Source organism: Neobacillus niacini (genome assembly GCF_019749295.1).
GTDB lineage: Bacteria > Bacillota > Bacilli > Bacillales > Cytobacillaceae > Neobacillus > Neobacillus niacini_D.
Genome location: NZ_JACWFG010000007.1, coordinates 1 through 15,914, shown reverse-complemented (window position 1 = coordinate 15,914; position 15,914 = coordinate 1). Strand labels below are relative to the sequence as shown.

16 protein-coding genes are annotated in these 15,914 nt (G+C 38.9%); 5 read left to right on the top strand and 11 right to left on the bottom strand.

Going from position 1 to position 15,914, the window contains the following annotated elements; all coding sequences use genetic code 11:
- Window positions 1–19: 19 nt before the first annotated feature.
- From frlD (H0184_RS11165) to brnQ, 9 genes are all read right to left on the bottom strand, one after another.
- On the bottom strand, window positions 20–805 hold the full coding sequence (gene frlD / locus H0184_RS11165) for a fructoselysine 6-kinase (RefSeq protein WP_221824474.1): 786 nt from the start codon (window positions 803–805) through the stop codon (window positions 20–22).
- 18 nt (window positions 806–823) lie between these two features.
- Window positions 824–1,549 (bottom strand): GntR family transcriptional regulator, encoded by a 726-nt coding sequence (locus H0184_RS11160; RefSeq protein ID WP_221824472.1) that lies wholly within the window; start codon window positions 1,547–1,549, stop codon window positions 824–826.
- Between the two features lie 101 nt (window positions 1,550–1,650).
- A complete protein-coding gene (locus H0184_RS11155) occupies window positions 1,651–2,076 on the bottom strand; it encodes a secondary thiamine-phosphate synthase enzyme YjbQ (RefSeq protein WP_221824470.1) in 426 nt (141 codons plus the stop codon).
- 15 nt (window positions 2,077–2,091) lie between these two features.
- The gene (locus tag H0184_RS11150) at window positions 2,092–2,943 is read right to left on the bottom strand and encodes an amidohydrolase family protein (protein ID WP_221824468.1); all 852 of its coding nucleotides are present in this window, start codon (window positions 2,941–2,943) and stop codon (window positions 2,092–2,094) included.
- Window positions 2,944–2,974: 31 nt separating this feature from the next.
- Complete coding sequence (frlC, locus tag H0184_RS11145; protein WP_221824466.1) at window positions 2,975–3,793, bottom strand: fructoselysine 3-epimerase; 819 nt, start codon at window positions 3,791–3,793, stop codon at window positions 2,975–2,977.
- A 13-nt stretch (window positions 3,794–3,806) separates the two neighbouring features.
- Window positions 3,807–4,616 carry a fructoselysine 6-kinase gene (frlD, locus tag H0184_RS11140; RefSeq protein ID WP_221824464.1) on the bottom strand — a complete coding sequence of 270 codons (810 nt, stop codon included), beginning with the start codon at window positions 4,614–4,616 and terminating at the stop codon, window positions 3,807–3,809.
- Between the two features lie 160 nt (window positions 4,617–4,776).
- On the bottom strand, window positions 4,777–5,772 hold the full coding sequence (locus H0184_RS11135; protein WP_313771751.1) for an SIS domain-containing protein: 996 nt from the start codon (window positions 5,770–5,772) through the stop codon (window positions 4,777–4,779).
- Between the two features lie 502 nt (window positions 5,773–6,274).
- A complete protein-coding gene (locus H0184_RS11130) occupies window positions 6,275–7,654 on the bottom strand; it encodes an amino acid permease (RefSeq protein WP_221824459.1) in 1,380 nt (459 codons plus the stop codon).
- Between the two features lie 526 nt (window positions 7,655–8,180).
- Entirely contained in the window at window positions 8,181–9,491 is a 1,311-nt protein-coding gene (brnQ, locus tag H0184_RS11125; RefSeq protein WP_221824457.1) for a branched-chain amino acid transport system II carrier protein, read from the bottom strand.
- Window positions 9,492–9,861: 370 nt separating this feature from the next.
- Here brnQ and H0184_RS11120 point away from each other — a divergent pair, with 370 nt between their 5' ends.
- Both H0184_RS11120 and H0184_RS11115 read left to right on the top strand, forming a co-directional pair.
- Complete coding sequence (locus H0184_RS11120) at window positions 9,862–11,322, top strand: M20 family peptidase (protein ID WP_221824456.1); 1,461 nt, start codon at window positions 9,862–9,864, stop codon at window positions 11,320–11,322.
- A gap of 84 nt (window positions 11,323–11,406) precedes the next feature.
- Window positions 11,407–11,691: a hypothetical protein gene (locus H0184_RS11115; RefSeq protein WP_221824454.1), complete on the top strand. Its 285-nt coding sequence runs from the start codon at window positions 11,407–11,409 to the stop codon at window positions 11,689–11,691.
- 131 nt (window positions 11,692–11,822) lie between these two features.
- Here H0184_RS11115 and H0184_RS11110 read toward each other — a convergent pair whose 3' ends face one another.
- Window positions 11,823–13,052, bottom strand: a complete 1,230-nt coding sequence (locus H0184_RS11110) for a Zn-dependent hydrolase (protein ID WP_221824452.1) — start codon at window positions 13,050–13,052, stop codon at window positions 11,823–11,825.
- Window positions 13,053–13,279: 227 nt separating this feature from the next.
- Between H0184_RS11110 and H0184_RS11105 the strand changes: the two genes are divergently transcribed.
- Together H0184_RS11105 and H0184_RS11100 are read left to right on the top strand one after the other, a co-directional pair.
- The gene (locus tag H0184_RS11105) at window positions 13,280–13,522 is read left to right on the top strand and encodes a hypothetical protein (RefSeq protein ID WP_221824450.1); all 243 of its coding nucleotides are present in this window, start codon (window positions 13,280–13,282) and stop codon (window positions 13,520–13,522) included.
- A 46-nt stretch (window positions 13,523–13,568) separates the two neighbouring features.
- Entirely contained in the window at window positions 13,569–13,748 is a 180-nt protein-coding gene (locus H0184_RS11100; protein ID WP_221824448.1) for a DUF3934 domain-containing protein, read from the top strand.
- An 84-nt stretch (window positions 13,749–13,832) separates the two neighbouring features.
- Here H0184_RS11100 and H0184_RS11095 read toward each other — a convergent pair whose 3' ends face one another.
- Window positions 13,833–14,591, bottom strand: coding sequence for an NRDE family protein (locus H0184_RS11095; RefSeq protein ID WP_221824446.1), 759 nt, complete (start codon window positions 14,589–14,591; stop codon window positions 13,833–13,835).
- 115 nt (window positions 14,592–14,706) lie between these two features.
- Between H0184_RS11095 and H0184_RS11090 the strand changes: the two genes are divergently transcribed.
- Complete coding sequence (locus H0184_RS11090) at window positions 14,707–15,669, top strand: LacI family DNA-binding transcriptional regulator (protein WP_221824578.1); 963 nt, start codon at window positions 14,707–14,709, stop codon at window positions 15,667–15,669.
- The last annotated feature ends 245 nt before the right edge of the window (window positions 15,670–15,914 follow it).

Sequence of the window (15,914 nt, the reverse complement as noted above, 5' to 3'; positions counted from 1 at the left end):
CACTTTCCACTTAAATTCATTACCATGCACCCTTATATTGAATCGTGATACTGCTGTTTTTCGCTCCCATCTCCATGCATTCTTCAATCGACTTTTTCTGTAGAATCCCACAAATAAAGGCCGCAATATAACTATCTCCCGCACCCATCGTATCTACTACCTCACACGGAACAATACCAAATCGGTAAAAAGAAGCGCCATCATACACAATGCTCCCTTTTTCACCCATTGTCACAACAATCAATTGGGGACCTTTTGCATGCATAGTCTTGATGTAATCTTTAATAAACTCATCTTCCCCATCATCGTAGGAAAAGAAAGCATAATCAACATGAGCAATAATTTCTTCCACAAGGGGATCATCGAGCTTTGTGGCAAAGTCAAATGCAATTGGGACCCCCTTATTTTTTAGGGTACCCAGACTTTTTTCTATTTTCCCCCAAATTCCTGACACCACTATATCATGCGAGGCGAGAAAATCAATATCTTCATCTGTCAATGCAAATTCTTCTAAAACACCTTCATAGTAATTGCCAAAAACCCGGTCATTATCAACGATTTCGACCTCTGTAATCGCGGTTTGTCCAGGCAGTTCGCTTACATGTGATACATTGACATTTTTTGCCTTCAGGGCATCTTTTAATAACTTTCCATAATCATCATTTCCAACCACACCGGTATAGGATGCGGTTTCCCCCAGTCTTACACAATACACCGCAACATTGACAGGGTTGCCTCCAGGGTACGCTTCCCCTGACTGCTTATATACATCGATACAATTATCGCCGACTGCCCCGATTTTCATTTCCTTTTCCTCCTAGGCTTAATGGTAGTGTTTGAGAACGGAAGAAAAACGGATTTGATCTGCTCTTACGATAGATTTATAAAACTCAACCATCTTTTCGTCTTCGGTATATACATTACCCCTAATATAGAAAACAGGTGTCCCACTCTCAACATCCAATAATTCACTTTCCTGTTCACTTACGTAAGTAACGCTTAGTGATTCCGAGCCGTGGTCAATTTTTACGTTATAGACGTCTCCCAAAATGCGATATAGGGACTCATTTGAAAAGTCATACTGTTCAATGCCATTACATAATGAATAGTCAATATAGGCCAGTTCCATCATCGACGGAATCCCATCTATTAATCTTAGTCGCTGCAAACAGTATATTTTGCTTCCGAGCGTTAATTTCATTCTCTTGGATAACTCTTTATTACATTCGATAATATCTGCAAATAAAACCTTAGTTGATAATACTTTATTGGCTTCCTCTGCACTTTTTGATAAGGATTCCATATCCTGCAAGTTGCGCACCAATTTTTGCGGAGCAACAAAAGTTCCGGCACCCCGCTTGCTATAGACGACGCCTTCCATTATGAGTCGCTTGATTGCACTGCGCAAGGTCGTTCTGCTTGTCCCTAATACTTCACAAAGCTGACGTTCCGAGGGAAGTTTATCATGTGGGCGCAATTGATTCTTATCAATATAATATTCTATTTTTTCAACCACTTCTTCGCGTGGTTTAAGCTGATTGTTGTCCATAAAAATAGTACGCCTCCACCATAAATCTTACATTGTATGAATTACTTAAAATATATCACAAAGAGTGGAAGGAAATACAATGCAGAATTATGGTGGAAAACTTAGCCCTCTTGTATATAAACCAAAACCATTCTTTCAGACGGGCCATCAAATTCGCAGAAATACACTTCCTGAGCCCCTCCTCGAACGACCTCCCCATCGATGATAGGAAAGTGGCAGTGATTCCCTGTTATTAATGCCTTGATGTGCCCTGTGGGATTACCGGCTGTGGAACCATAATCCTTTAACATCCGGGCGTGAGCATAGGGATGGTCTTCCGGTACCAATCTTTTTAAAAAGTCATCGATATCACTTTCGAGACACTCTAGCGACTCATTAACCGTAACACCTGTTGTTGTGTGCTTGGTTTGGACCGTTACCACCCCATTCTTGATTCCGCTATCGGTGACAATTCGCTCTATCTCACCTGTAATCACCTGATATTGATTATACTGATCTGTAAAGATAGACAAACTTCTTATATACATGATTTTGTCCTCCTCTCATAATGAGCAGCCTAGAAACTCTAACGCATTCTTCCCGCGGATTAATTCTAAAGTCGATTCACGGAATCCTAACTGGGTTAATGCCTCGGCCATTCTAATTTGCTCAAAACGCGGATTATCACTGCCAAACATGACTTGATGCCGTAAACTGCGGTCAATCCACGTGGAAGGAATATCTTTCGTAAAAACCTGTGTATAAAATTCTTTAGCATTATCAAAATATAAAATTGCCGTATCTGCATACACGTTTGGATATTTCACCATCAACATCGCTGTTTCCTGCACCCATGGCCAGCCAAAGTGTGCCAGGCAAATTCGAAGCTTCGGTCTTCCGTCCGCCAGTTCTTCAAATTCAACCGGCCTGCAATATTTCGATAATGTTCCAGGTTCCCATGATAAACCACTATGAAAAATAATCGGCTTATCATACTTCTCACACAGGTCATAGATTGGATTTAACACCCCATCTGTCGGATAGTATTTTTGTTTGCCCGGGTTTAATTTTAAACCTAGCAGCCCCAAATCCGTGAAGGCCATCTCCAGTCTTTCCACCGCCTCAGGATCGAATGGGTCCACACTCGCAAAACCAATAAACCGATCAGGAGCCTGATCCACAATTTTTTTAATTTCTTCATTTGTTACCGTTGCCCCGCCTTCCACCGTTGTATAGTCCTGCGGTAATAAACAGAGCTTGTCGAGTCCAGCACAATTCATTTGATTAAAAATATGCTTTAGAGGCGGGGTTCCGTTCTTGTGAATATTCATCACTCGATGCCTGAAATTCAACCTTTCCTCGTCCTCATTGATTGAAAGATAAAAGTCTGGATGAACGTGCATATCTATAAACATAATAATCACTCTTTTCTTCTATTGAATACATCTATTCCATCAATGCTTTTAAGTTGTTGATTGCCCGACGCGCATAGAATCGCGGTTCGTTTATATAGGCGGTGACTAATTCTATCGTTGCAGTGCCTTCGTAGCCAATATGCTTTAATTCCATCAAGTATTCCTTCAGCGGCAGCACACCTTCCCCCGGAGTCACATGCGTATCAGTTGTTCCATCACTGTCAATAATATGGAGATGCTGCATCTTATCTTGCAATTTATCAAAATAAGCCATGATACTTTCATGTTGAACGAACGGTGGAACGATATCGCACATTCCCACTAGATGATCGGATTCAATCTGTCCAAATACCCTCGCTAAATCATTGGCTGTGGTACAAACATTTGATTCCATTGGCGTCAGTGCTTCCAGTATAATTTTATGATTAATTTTTTCCGCGTAGTTAGTCAATTCCTTCATGGACTCTATCAATCTATGCCAAATTTCCTTTTCGGAAGTTAGATATCCAGCATGTGCTGGGGACATTAAGGTAAATTCAGCACCCATTTCCTTCCCCATTTCCATCGATAGCTTCAAATAGTTGATGGCATCCTTTCTCATTTGTTCCGTGCCTATCATAAAATTATATGGATAAGCATTATGCTCGGGAGTATAGATCCTTACTGGAACCTCATACTGGTCAATCAAGCTCTTGACCATATCAATGTCGCCATTTTTCAAATCAGGTGCAAACGCATGCGGCCTGCCTCCCCATAGTTCTATGTAGTCATAACCAAATCTTTTTGCATCCTCAAAAGCATGTTCCAAAGGATTTCTCTGGTAGCCCGATGTAAATAATCCAATCTTCATGATTAACCCCCCATTAAATATGAATTGATTTTCGTTTCACCCAAGGTTCAAAAACAGAAACGACCTCTGCCGCCACTTTCGCCCCTTTATCCAATGCCTCCGGGATGGACTTGCCTGTTAAGATTCCGTATAGGAAGCCAGCTATAAAACTATCTCCTGCACCCACTGTATTAACTACCTTGGCAGGATAAACCCTTCCCTCAAAAAAATGCTGACCATCAAAGGCCAGACTTCCTTTCTCCCCAAAAGTGGCAACCGCCAGTTTCATTCCGCGGTCTGTTTTATCTTTAAGATACTGATCAATATAGCTGTCCCGACTTTTCTTATAAGAGAAAAATCCATAATCCACATAAGGCAGTGTTTTTTCGACAAAGGGATGGTCTAACCGGTCTGCGTAGTCAAAACTAATGACGGCTCCTTTTTCCTTCAACTTGGGAAGTGCATCCTCTGCCTTGCCCCATAAGGCGGTATGGACTAAATCATGCCGTGCCGCAAAACATAGATTCTCCTCATCAAAAACCATATGCTCAAGGACACCCTCTTCATAGTCACCATGAACACGCTCAAGTCCCTCTATATCCATATAGGTCACAGCTGTAGGTCCATTCCCCACTTTTAAATGACTAATATCAATCCCTTCTTCTGTTAACGTCTGAATCATCCATTCTCCATTTTGATCATTACCCGTTGTGGTAATAATCGAAGTCGGGATTCCGAGTAATTGCATATTCACACCTGTATCCACGACATTTCCGGTTGGATACCTTTTACCAAGTCGCTCATAAACATCGATGCAATTATCCCCCAAGGCAGCAAACCTCATATAGAATCCTCCTAATATTCTTTTTATGGTAAGAGTAGACTCCGTCTGTTAAAGCGTTTTCATTACTACTCAAAAAATAGAAACCCATTCCCGTAAATACATGTAATCAAAGATGAATAGCAGTCATCTTTGATTACATACTAGGTTCCTTTATTCGTTATTAGTAATCTAGCTGACGGTAGTAGCGTCTAATTTCCATTGGATGACAATTTATCTTTTCAAGATGTGCATCAATCCGCTGAGTGATTGCACGCAATAACAGATGCGAGATTCGTCCTCTATATTCAGGGCTGATTCCTTCTAACTCGTAATCCTTCGTATCAATGATCGTATATCTTGAACAAATTCTCGGTAAAAACTTCGCTACTCTTTCGGATAACGGGCGTTGTTCATCTTCACCCACAAAAACAGTAACGGCTGTATCCCTGTCAATCACTTCCAATGTTCCATGGAGAAACTCGGAAGAATGAATCGATTTTGAACGAAGCCAGTGCTGTTCTTCCCAATAGCACATCGCATAGGAGTAGACTGCACCCCAATGATTTCCAGCACCGACAAAATAGTGCATCGAATCATCTTTATGTTCATGTGCAAATTTTTCCCCAAAGGCATCAGCGGCCTTCTCCACTTCAACCAAGGCTTTAGCTAAATGTTCATCCAGCTCTGTATAGAATTGCTCATATTGCGGGAAATCACCATTGTTAAACATGAAACGGTCCGCAGCCATAAAGAACTTGATCTGTTCATTTGCCGGATAAGAGACTAAGTAATCAACACTTTGAGCAAGCGGAGCTTCTTTTACATCAATGAAACCGACAATGCGGGCTCCAATTTCTTTTACTCGTGAAACAGCTCTCACCATCTCCTCCGTACTTCCTGTTACTGATGAAATAATGACAACCGATTTACTGGTTAACTTAAGGTTTCCGGTAGTCAAGTATTCAGCCGCATTCTCTACGTATACTGGCAATGCGCTCTTTCCAGTAATATAAGTCACAGCCTGCATACTTGAAGCATACGTACCGCCAATTCCCATATAAAATATATTGTCAAAACCCTCAAAATAAATCTCGTCTATTATCTTCTCAATTTCACCACGTAATTGAAGTGCCCCATTCACACTATCGATTTGTTTGGTTTCGTTAAATTTTAACACCCTATTCATCCGCCTTCCCTAATGTTCTCTTCAGTCACCCTAAACAGCCTTGAGGTTTATTAAGATGTGCCGCATCCACCTCTCCAGCTGCTAGATGTTATTAAGATTATTTAATACCAATTTGTTTATGTCGATAGTTGGATTATAGCATCTGGTCAAAATGAACGTCAATCTTATTATTTGAATAGTTAATGACTTATTGTTTTACTGGGATTGTTAACGGTTTTTACGTTCTAATAAGATGTGTAGAAAACGAGTTTGATAATTGGTATTAAAATTCTTAATAGTCATTTATAAGAAATATAAGGAAGAACAATAAATGAAGTATACAGAAACCATTCTATAGTCACGACATAGCCAAACGGAAAAATCGCCTATACAAAATAATATAAGACCTGCTCTACATCCCTGAGAAAAGCGGGAATTGAGCAGGTCTTTTTTTTTGGGCATTTTTATAGAAAAATAGACACGGGGTGCTGCCCCATGTCTATTAGCTTACACTTTATACAGTTGATTTTCTATTTTTTCTTTCCCAGTAATAGTAGGCAGGAAGACCTGTTCCCACTGCAATTACGGCAGAAATGATACCAGGGATAGGTGCCCACATAAAGGTAGAGGCAATTAAAGTACCGGTTACCACCATGGCGATTGCCGCCATCACATATCCCATCGGCATTCTCCACATTGGATTGTAGCCGGACTTTTTACGGCGGAGAACAAAAACAGTCCCAAATGTAAGAAAGTTTTTCAGTAAGGCAACAATCGTGAAATAACCTAATAAATCACTTAGTGAAGAAGCGAATACAAGCACAATGGCAATCGCACATTGAACGATGATTGAAATATATGGAGTTCCCCAGCTTGGATGCACCTTTCCAAAAGATTTAAAGAATAAACCGTCCTTTGCCATCGCATATGGCATACGTGGTTGGAACATAATACAGCTTGATAGAGAGCCAATGATAACGATAATTGCCATGATTGCCGTTAAGGAACCGGCAGTAGCCCCAATTCCAGGAATTTGTGCCATTGCATCAGAAACAGGTGCACTACTTGTTGCTAATACATCCATTGGCAGTAAACCGGTTACAACAACACTTAACAGGACATACAACACGGTGATAAGCACACCGCTGATAATAAGAGCTCTTGGCATTGTTTTCTTAGGGTTTTTAATTTCCCCTGTCATATAACAAACGGAAGCCATTCCATCAAATGACCAAGTCGTGGCTGAAATCCCTGCTACTAAAGCCAATATTCCAACTGGTACTTCTGGCCCTGCCGGGGTGGCGCTCATTAAACCCGGACTGAAGTAGAAGAAGCCAACACCAATTAATACAGCAAACATGATAATCTTAAATGCGGTAATATACGTTTGGAATTTGCCCCCGCCCTCAACACTGCGAAGGTGCATGAACATAAATACAAGAATAAGTGCAACCGCGATAAATTTCATAGTCAAGGGTGAAAAACCAACAAAATAAGCTAAATAATTCGTAATTGCTATAGCCATAATCGAAATCGATGGCGGGTCAGTGGCCCAGAAGCTAATCCATCCGGTTAAAAAGGCCATGGGACGGGAACCCGCTTCACGAAAATAAATGTATTGACCGCCATTCTCCGGATAGGCTGTCGCCAATTCTGCATAGCATAGGTTGGCAGGTATATTAACTAATCCGCCAATTAAAAAGGCCAGAATAACAAACAAAGCAGTTCCACTCGCTGCAGCAACCTCTCCCAATGAAGAGAAGATACCCGAACCAATAGTCGTACCAACACTAATAGCAATAGCAGCACTTAAACCTAATTTACGCTGAAGACCCCCAGCACTTGAACTTTGATCTCCATCATCCTGTATGACTTTTGCAACCTCACTCGCCATAGGTCCCATTCTCCTTTTCTAGTTCTACTCGACATGGGAAACAAAAAGGTATTATATAATAAGTAAGCGATACCAATAATGAAAAACAAAAAATGCTGGGTGCGGCTGCCCATTCATTTAATAACCATTAACCAAGTTATTTGTTTTTTAATACCACTTTACAACAAAATAGCACATGCCAATAATTAAATCAATAGCAATCTAGCAAAAATGTATGCGCTTTAACTCCTGTTTTGCAAAAACCCGCCTAAATGTACGATTTAATTCTTTTAATAATAGTAATAGTCTTAGAAATTTCAATTAAGCAGATAACAACTCATGAAAGTAAATCCAATTTCATACATTTTATTACTATCTTTAGTGGCCAATCAAAAGTTTTATAAGTGAAAAGGCCCGACTAGCGGAAGAAGCTAGTCGGGCCTTTAATATTTTTTATGGGTAGGAACTTTTCGCTAAACCCGATTTAATGTTTGCGATAGAACGAAGACCTTTTCAATCGAAATTGTTAGCGGAAAGCTGAAGGAACTCAATTTAAGCGTTTTGCATAGTAAAAAAGTAAGCCAATTAGTCCGCCGATAATACTTGGGAGCAGCCAGCCTAATCCATTCGTATAGAGTGGAATAAATTTGAATCCTGCCGAAACAAGTTCTATTTTAAAGCCTGCTGTGGTTAACCCATCATAGATACTTACCATTCCGGCACCGATTATTGCACCTATATAAACTGGTCTTGAGACCAAAATATAGGAATGCAATAAGGATAATATCACTAGGACAATCGCAACCGGGTAAATAGTGATTAAGAGTGGGATAGAAACTGAAATCAATTGACTTAATCCTAGATTTGCCATTGTAAAACTAAATAGGCAGAGAATGGTAACAACCACAGGGTAGGAAAGTCTAGTAAATCGCTGGCTTAGATATTCACTGCATGCGGCAACCAAACCAACTGAAGTGGTTAAACATGCTCCGGTAATGACCAAGGCAAGAAGGATGGAACCGAATGGACCAAATAAATGTGATGTAACAGCCGAGAGAATCGCCCCGCCATTATCCTGCAGACCAATCCCCTCAACACTCGCAGCACCAAGATAAGATAGTGATATATAGACAAAGGATAACCCTAAGCCTGCAATGATTCCTGCTTTAATCGTATATGAGCGAACGTTTGACGCCTTTTTTATTCCCATTTCATGAACGCGATTAATTACTACGATTCCAAATACTAGAGCCGCGATTGCATCCATTGTTAAATATCCTTCAACAAAACCACCGAAAAATGCTCCATCTCTGTATTTACCTGCCGCCTCGCTTATAGAACCGATCGGTGAAATAAATCCCCTAATTGAAATAACGATGATTAACAATAAAAGTAAGGGAGTAAGGACTTTCCCTACACGATCTACAAGCTTTGCTGGATTGAGTGCCAGCCAATACGTAATTAGAAAAAATACAAGAGTTGAGATAAATAACCCGATACTGCTTTCACTTTCTAAGAATGGTGCAACACCAATCTCATAGGTTACAGTACCGGTTCTGGGTATCCCGAAAAATGGACCAATTGTTAGATAAATAATAACGGGAAAAATCTTAGCAAATGCGGGATGTACTCTATTAGATAGGTCATTTAAATCCCCGCCTGACCTCGCAATTGTAAAAACAGCCAATACCGGTAATCCAACTCCGGTTACTAAAAATCCAATAATAGCTGGCAAAAGGGACTCCCCTGCCTGCTGCCCGAGTAAAGGCGGAAAAATTATATTTCCAGCACCTAAAAATAAGGCAAACATAAAAAAGCCGAGTGCAATAATTTCTTTAAATGGTAACTTCCGTTCCATGAAAACCCTCCACTAATTGTATAAAAGGAAATGTTTATCCAAATTTTACAAATAATATCAAATAAATAATAATTTATTGCAAAAAAAAGTGTTATTTAAGTAAATTCCTAAATTATTAACTATATTAATATACAAAATTTCATGCCAAACTGCAAAGAATTTTTAAAATAGTTTTTCTATTTGGAGCAGGAACGCAGATAACGCCGATATATCTCAATTTTCACAGATATATTCGAATTAGCTCTGACCTATTTCATTTTATGCAGATATTAATTTTTTAGCCAAATATGATAGAAAATCTACTATTCTAATAAAGGGATTGCTCTACATAATATTGAAATATAGAAATATGAATGGAGGGCAGCTTATTATGAAAAAAAGTAGTCTATTGTTTGGAATCATTGGCGGATTGGTTTTAATTTTTATTATTGTAACCGTTTTCAACTCGTTGATCGTTAAATCTAAACAACCTTCCCCTAATCCATCTGATGTGGTTATTAACGAGGGAAAAGCGGTGGAGCATTTATCTAAAGCGATTACGTATAAAACCGTATCCTATCAGGACCGAAGTAAATTTGACTTTACAGAGTTCGAGAAGTTTATTTCTTTCCTAGAGGAGAGCTACCCAGTTGTCCACAACCAGCTAGAGTTAGAAAAAATAAATGAATATGCTCTCATTTATAAATGGAAAGGTTCAGATTCCAGTAAAAACCCAATTGGGTTAACTAGTCATTACGATGTTGTTCCTGTTTTAGAAGGAACAGAAGGAAATTGGGAGCAACCTCCTTTCAGCGGGACCGTGGAAAACGGCAAAATATGGGGCCGCGGGACATTGGATGACAAAATTGGGGTAATCGGAATTTTAGAAGCCGTAGAGTTTTTAATCAATGACGGTTTCAAACCTGCTAGAGATGTCTATCTCATGTTTGGGTTTGATGAAGAAATTGGCGGAGATGAAGGAGCCCTCGCAATCGTAAATACCCTTAAAGATAGAGGAGTCACGTTTGACTTTGTATTAGACGAAGGTGGGGCGATTGTTGAAAACATGGTTCCAGGTGTTAATCAGCCAGTAGGTGTTGTCGGTATATCCGAAAAAGGATCTGCCACGTCTGAATTAACCATTGAAGGCAGCGGAGGTCACTCCTCCCAGCCAAAAGACCAAACCAATATCGGAAGAATTGCCAGCGCCATTGCTAAACTGGAGGATACACAATTTAAAGGAGACTTACGTGGACCTGGTGAAGACTTATTTGAATATGTTGCACCAGAAATGAGCTTTGCCATGAAATATGTATTTGCAAACAAAATGATTTTCGAGCCAATTATAGAACAAATTCTATTACAGCAGCCGGCAACAGCCGCTCTAATTAGAACCACTATCGCCCCAACCATTTTTAATGCTGGCGAGCAATATAATGCTTTGCCTGAGAAAGCAACAGCTTATATTAATCATCGCCTTATGCCTGGAGATTCTTTAGAAGAAGTCAAATCCTTTATTGAGGATACAATTGAAGATGATAATATTAAAGTTACGATTACCGGCAGTGAAGCCTCAAAGGTTTCTTCTATTAACGGTTGGGAATTTAAATCAATTCAGCAGGCTGCCAGAAATGTATATCATGATGCTGTTATCGCACCATACCTAATGTTTGCTGGTTCCGACGCGAAGCATTATGACAGTATCTCAAAAAATACCTATCGATTCTTACCTGTACAAATTGCTTCGGAGGACCTAAACAGAATGCACGGAACAAATGAACATATCAGTAAAGACAATTTTATACAGGCAATTAAATTCTATGCTGAAATTATTAAAGAGTCGAACCAATAAGTTATTTTTCTCTTATTTTTTCTTTATTTTGAAGTAGAATGTAATTAAGTTATATACAAATCCAGTTTAATGGGGCGGTACTATATGTTAGATAAAATAAAAGGTTTGTTTAAAAATGAAAATATTCGAATTGAATTAGATGATTGGTATAAATGGTACAAAGAACCTAAAGTGTGCAATGATGCAGTTGTAGCTAAGCTGCAAAAAGAGGGCATAGAAGTCAAAACTATATCCATTACAGATAACGTTACTAGCAATAAAATTTCGACCTTACTGATTGATGGAATACAATATGAGCTAACAGTAACTAATCCACCATACGGAGCACCAGCACAAGTATTTATTTTAAAAAAGAATTCTCATCAATAATTATATTTCTTGGTATTGAACGTTACGAATATATGATGTTTGAAAACAGTAAAAACATAAAATGGCATAACAATATCCGTTATGCCATTTTTTTATTTGCCTAGACTATTAACTAGTGTCTCTACCTTTTATTAAGATAACAGTGCTAAAACAGTGTCTAGCAGGACGTTTACGCCTTTTTCGCATTCTTCCCACGTGGTCAATTCTTCCTCACAATGGCTCTTTCCATTAAAGCTCGGGACAAATAACATCGCAGAAGGAACAAGGCTGGCAATAAATTGAGCGTCATGGCCTGCACCAGAGACCATCCTTTTATTGCTATACCCCAGTGTCTGTGCCGATTTTTCTAATTGGTTTACGATCTCTGCATCAAACCAAACAGTATCCCGCTCCCAAAGCTTTGTTGTTTTTACTTCACAGCCCTCGTTTAAACCTAGGTTTGGAAGACTTTCAACGAAATCTTTAAAGGTTTTTACAATCTCAGGATTTTTGTGTCTTGCTTCTAAAGAAAAGACTACCTTGTTTGGAATTACCGTATGAATACTTGGGTATACATTTACCCTGCCAATCGTATAGACGAGCTCTTCATCTAAAGCTCCTAATACCCTGCGAATTTCGTTAATTAAGTTATTGGCTGCGAATAGAGCATCCTTCCTCATATTCATCGGAGTTGTTCCAGCATGGTCAGATTCCCCTGTTATTTCAATATCATAGCATGCCATTCCGACTACACATTCTACAATACCAATCGAAAGAGCTTCCTTTTCAAGTATCGGTCCTTGTTCAATATGCAATTCTAAGAAAGCAGTACCCTCTTTTAAACGGTTTGATGCTTCCCCTTCATAACCAATCGATTGGAGTGCTTCCTCAAAAGTGATTCCATCAGCGTCTTTCTTTTTCACCATCACATTCTTATCAAATTTATTTGACAGCACACCTGAAGCCATCATAGAAGGTTCAAATCTTGCCCCTTCTTCATTTGTAAAATTAACAATTGTGACTGGAACACGTGGTTTAATATTATTTTCTACCAGTGTTCTTACGACTTCTAAACCAGCTAATACCCCCAGCACACCATCGAACCTGCCGCCTTTTTTAACCGAATCGAGGTGGGAACCAATTAATATTGGCGGTTTATTTTCCACGCCTTCTAGTGTTGCATACATGCAGCCCATATCATCCACTTTTACACGTAAGCCTAGTTCCTCACAGCATGATTGAAAAAAATCCCTGGCTAACCGATCTTCTTCAGATAACGATAGCCGGGTTACACCATTATTTTCCGTTCTCCCGAAGTTAGCAAATCGTTCATGCTCATTTTTTAACCGTTCTCCATTAATTAAAAGCTTTTGCCGCTGCATATACATCTCTCCTTTTTTTATGGTGTAGTCATGAAGTCTTGTATTATAATTATGTAAATTTTCAGTTAATATTAATTATACTCTCTCAAAAAGGACTGTCATTAGACAAAGTATCAATTTAATCCACTTCTTTGTGTTATAGTTTGTGACGATGTGTAAATAAATGTTACCCTTTTTGTAAAACCTATGTTCGAATATAAACTTGAGGTAATGATGGAGGTGTGTTTATGTCAGAATTAGAACCATTAGAGTACCAAACGGGTGCACCTATACTTGATTATGATATTATTGATATTAAGAACACCGCAAATGGGTTTGAGGTCCTGCTTGATATTAACTTAGACAGCGGCTATTCCTTGTCTAGAACAACCCTAGAGATTACGCACGAAGATTTACAAGGTTATGATACAAATGAAATTGAAGAGGGTATTAAATATGCGTTAGGTTTTTTTGGGAACGAGACTCAATAACCTTTCTATAAGAATGTCCTTTCTTCAAACATGATGGAGTGGTTAGATGCCCAAGGCAAAAGCGAAAAGTGGAATAGGCAGAGGAACAGGTAAGAAGGGCTGGAATCGTTGGCAGGCCGGTGCTAAAAAAGCAAAAGCGAAACCGTATGTCAGCAAAGGTGTTAAAAATGCTGAGGCCGGAAAAGCCAATGATAAAGGTACAAGTGATACTTCAGGTACCTCCTAGTCCTTTGAAATAGCTCTTGAAATACTATTAATCAAACGTTTGATTAGTTTAGCAACCGATTTAATCAAACGTTTGATTAGTTTTTTATGTCAGTTTAATTGTATATTTTTGTGTATTTATTTCGTTAGAAGTAAAAACACGTTCCACATAGTGAATTTCTTTTTCTTCCATTAATAAAACCGTTGAACTCCTCGTCCCATAATCTCCACTCTTGATAAACATCGGTGAAAGCATTCTTTCCCATTCTAAAGAAACCCCCGTTTGAGGCAGTTTTTCATCTGGAGCCTGGTCTGCTTTTTGAAGCAGTGTTAAAAGGGGCTCTATATAATCTTCATGCTCAGACTTTAAAATGACAGCCAACCCTTCCTTGCCAGCTTGTACTTTCGGCCATTCGGTATTGAGTAAATGATTGCTGACCCCATAGATTCCAGGTGTTATCTTTTTTAATTCTTGTCCGACATTGGAATAATAGTATAGTTCATCACCATCCCCGGCAAGCAGGTTATATCCAGGATACAAGTCTTTGTTATTAACTAGACTTTGCATATACTCCTTTATTTCGCCTTTGTATTGTAAGGCATTCGCAACAAGTTCTCCTCTTGAGCGTTTCCCTTCCGTTGCTTCTTGTGGATCACGATAATTGGTCAAAGCAGCAAACCGCCCCGATTTCGTGATACCCATCCATGTACCCATTTTTTCTAAATCCCGTCCAGCAAGGATTTCAGAATCATCTTCCCAAAAATGAGCAGGAGCAGTCGGCCTTTGGTAAAACTCATCTCGATTTGCTGCAACCATCAGCTTGTACTTTGGATGTACTTTATAAGCAAACAAGATTAAACACATTTATATCACAACCCTTTAAACGACAGTTTCTTCTAGTTTATCTTATTCCCGTTATAGAATGAAGCTTTAGCAATTGTTAAGAACAATATGCTACTATTTTGGATGAGGTGAGATGATGGCCAATATTAAGGATATAGCAAAGATGGCTGGAGTTTCGGTAGCAACAGTCTCTCGTGTATTAAATAATCATCCCTATGTTAGTGAGGAAAAAAAGAATGCAGTTAAAAGCGCCATCGAAAAAAGTAATTATCAGCAAAATATTAATGCTGTTCACTTAAGTAAAGGTAAAACATTCCTTATCGGTGTTGTAGTCCCTTTTACAAATCATCCCTATTTTGCCTTATTAGTTGAAGGAATTGCTAATGAAGCTGTAAAAAATAATTACAATTTAGTTCTAATCCAAACGAATTACGAGTTACAAAGAGAGCTCGAAGCATTAATGATGTTAAAACATAAGCAGATTGATGGATTAATAATATGTTCAAGAATTTGCGGTTTAGACCAGCTAGATGAGTTTAGCTCCTTTGGTCCAATTATTTTATGCGAAGACACACGTGGTAAACAAATTTCATCTACCTATATCGACCATTACAAAGTCTTCTTAAAAGCTTTGGAGTATTTACAAGCTAAAGGTTATCAAAAAATTGGTTATTGTATTGGAAGAAATTCAGGTTCTAATAGTCAGCAAAGAGAGTTGGCTTACAAAGATTTTCTTATAAAAAACAATAAACCATATGACCCGAATTATATATTCTATGACTGTTATCATTTCGAAGACGGTGAACGGGTAGTACAACGTTTAATAAAAATGGAGAATCCACCTTCCGCTCTATTGGTAACTAGTGACCAGGTTGCGGCTGGAATATTAATCTGCTGTAAGGAACAAAACATTGCCGTACCTGAGGAGCTTGCGATAATTGGTTTCGATAATCAACCAATAGCAAAAATAATGAACATTACCACACTTGAAATCCCATTAATTGAAGTGGGAAAACGGCTGTTTCTTCAAGCCCTTGATAACTCAAAAAATACCCAGGATGAAGTAACGGTTAGATTAATCGAACGGCAGACCGTTTAGATTTTTGGCTCTGTTATGATTCATTTGTTGAGTTTCGTGATGGTATGCGAATTAATAGGCGGAGAATCTCCGCCTATTGTCTATAGGGGAGGCTAAAGGAGCAGATATAAGCGGAGAAATTCCGGTTAACTGCTCTAAAAAGGCCAAACTCAGTCAAGTCCTGATAATTGTGTAAATTCAAAAGTACCTGTTTTCAGCTTCACCTTTGCTTACTCTCTATCCATACCCTTACAATTTTTTTTGAC

Excerpts from the sequence above, each read along its gene's own strand:
- frlD (WP_221824474.1), bottom strand. The coding sequence starts at position 805 with ATGAAAATCGGGGCAGTCGGCGATAATTGTATCGATGTATATAAGCAG.
- H0184_RS11160 (WP_221824472.1), bottom strand. The coding sequence starts at position 1,549 with ATGGACAACAATCAGCTTAAACCACGCGAAGAAGTGGTTGAAAAAATA.
- H0184_RS11155 (WP_221824470.1), bottom strand. The coding sequence starts at position 2,076 with ATGTATATAAGAAGTTTGTCTATCTTTACAGATCAGTATAATCAATAT.
- H0184_RS11150 (WP_221824468.1), bottom strand. The coding sequence starts at position 2,943 with ATGTTTATAGATATGCACGTTCATCCAGACTTTTATCTTTCAATCAAT.
- frlC (WP_221824466.1), bottom strand. The coding sequence starts at position 3,793 with ATGAAGATTGGATTATTTACATCGGGCTACCAGAGAAATCCTTTGGAA.
- frlD (WP_221824464.1), bottom strand. The coding sequence starts at position 4,616 with ATGAGGTTTGCTGCCTTGGGGGATAATTGCATCGATGTTTATGAGCGA.
- H0184_RS11130 (WP_221824459.1), bottom strand. The coding sequence starts at position 7,654 with ATGGCGAGTGAGGTTGCAAAAGTCATACAGGATGATGGAGATCAAAGT.
- brnQ (WP_221824457.1), bottom strand. The coding sequence starts at position 9,491 with ATGGAACGGAAGTTACCATTTAAAGAAATTATTGCACTCGGCTTTTTT.
- H0184_RS11120 (WP_221824456.1), top strand. The coding sequence starts at position 9,862 with ATGAAAAAAAGTAGTCTATTGTTTGGAATCATTGGCGGATTGGTTTTA.
- H0184_RS11115 (WP_221824454.1), top strand. The coding sequence starts at position 11,407 with ATGTTAGATAAAATAAAAGGTTTGTTTAAAAATGAAAATATTCGAATT.
- H0184_RS11110 (WP_221824452.1), bottom strand. The coding sequence starts at position 13,052 with ATGCAGCGGCAAAAGCTTTTAATTAATGGAGAACGGTTAAAAAATGAG.
- H0184_RS11105 (WP_221824450.1), top strand. The coding sequence starts at position 13,280 with ATGTCAGAATTAGAACCATTAGAGTACCAAACGGGTGCACCTATACTT.
- H0184_RS11100 (WP_221824448.1), top strand. The coding sequence starts at position 13,569 with ATGCCCAAGGCAAAAGCGAAAAGTGGAATAGGCAGAGGAACAGGTAAG.
- H0184_RS11095 (WP_221824446.1), bottom strand. The coding sequence starts at position 14,591 with ATGTGTTTAATCTTGTTTGCTTATAAAGTACATCCAAAGTACAAGCTG.
- H0184_RS11090 (WP_221824578.1), top strand. The coding sequence starts at position 14,707 with ATGGCCAATATTAAGGATATAGCAAAGATGGCTGGAGTTTCGGTAGCA.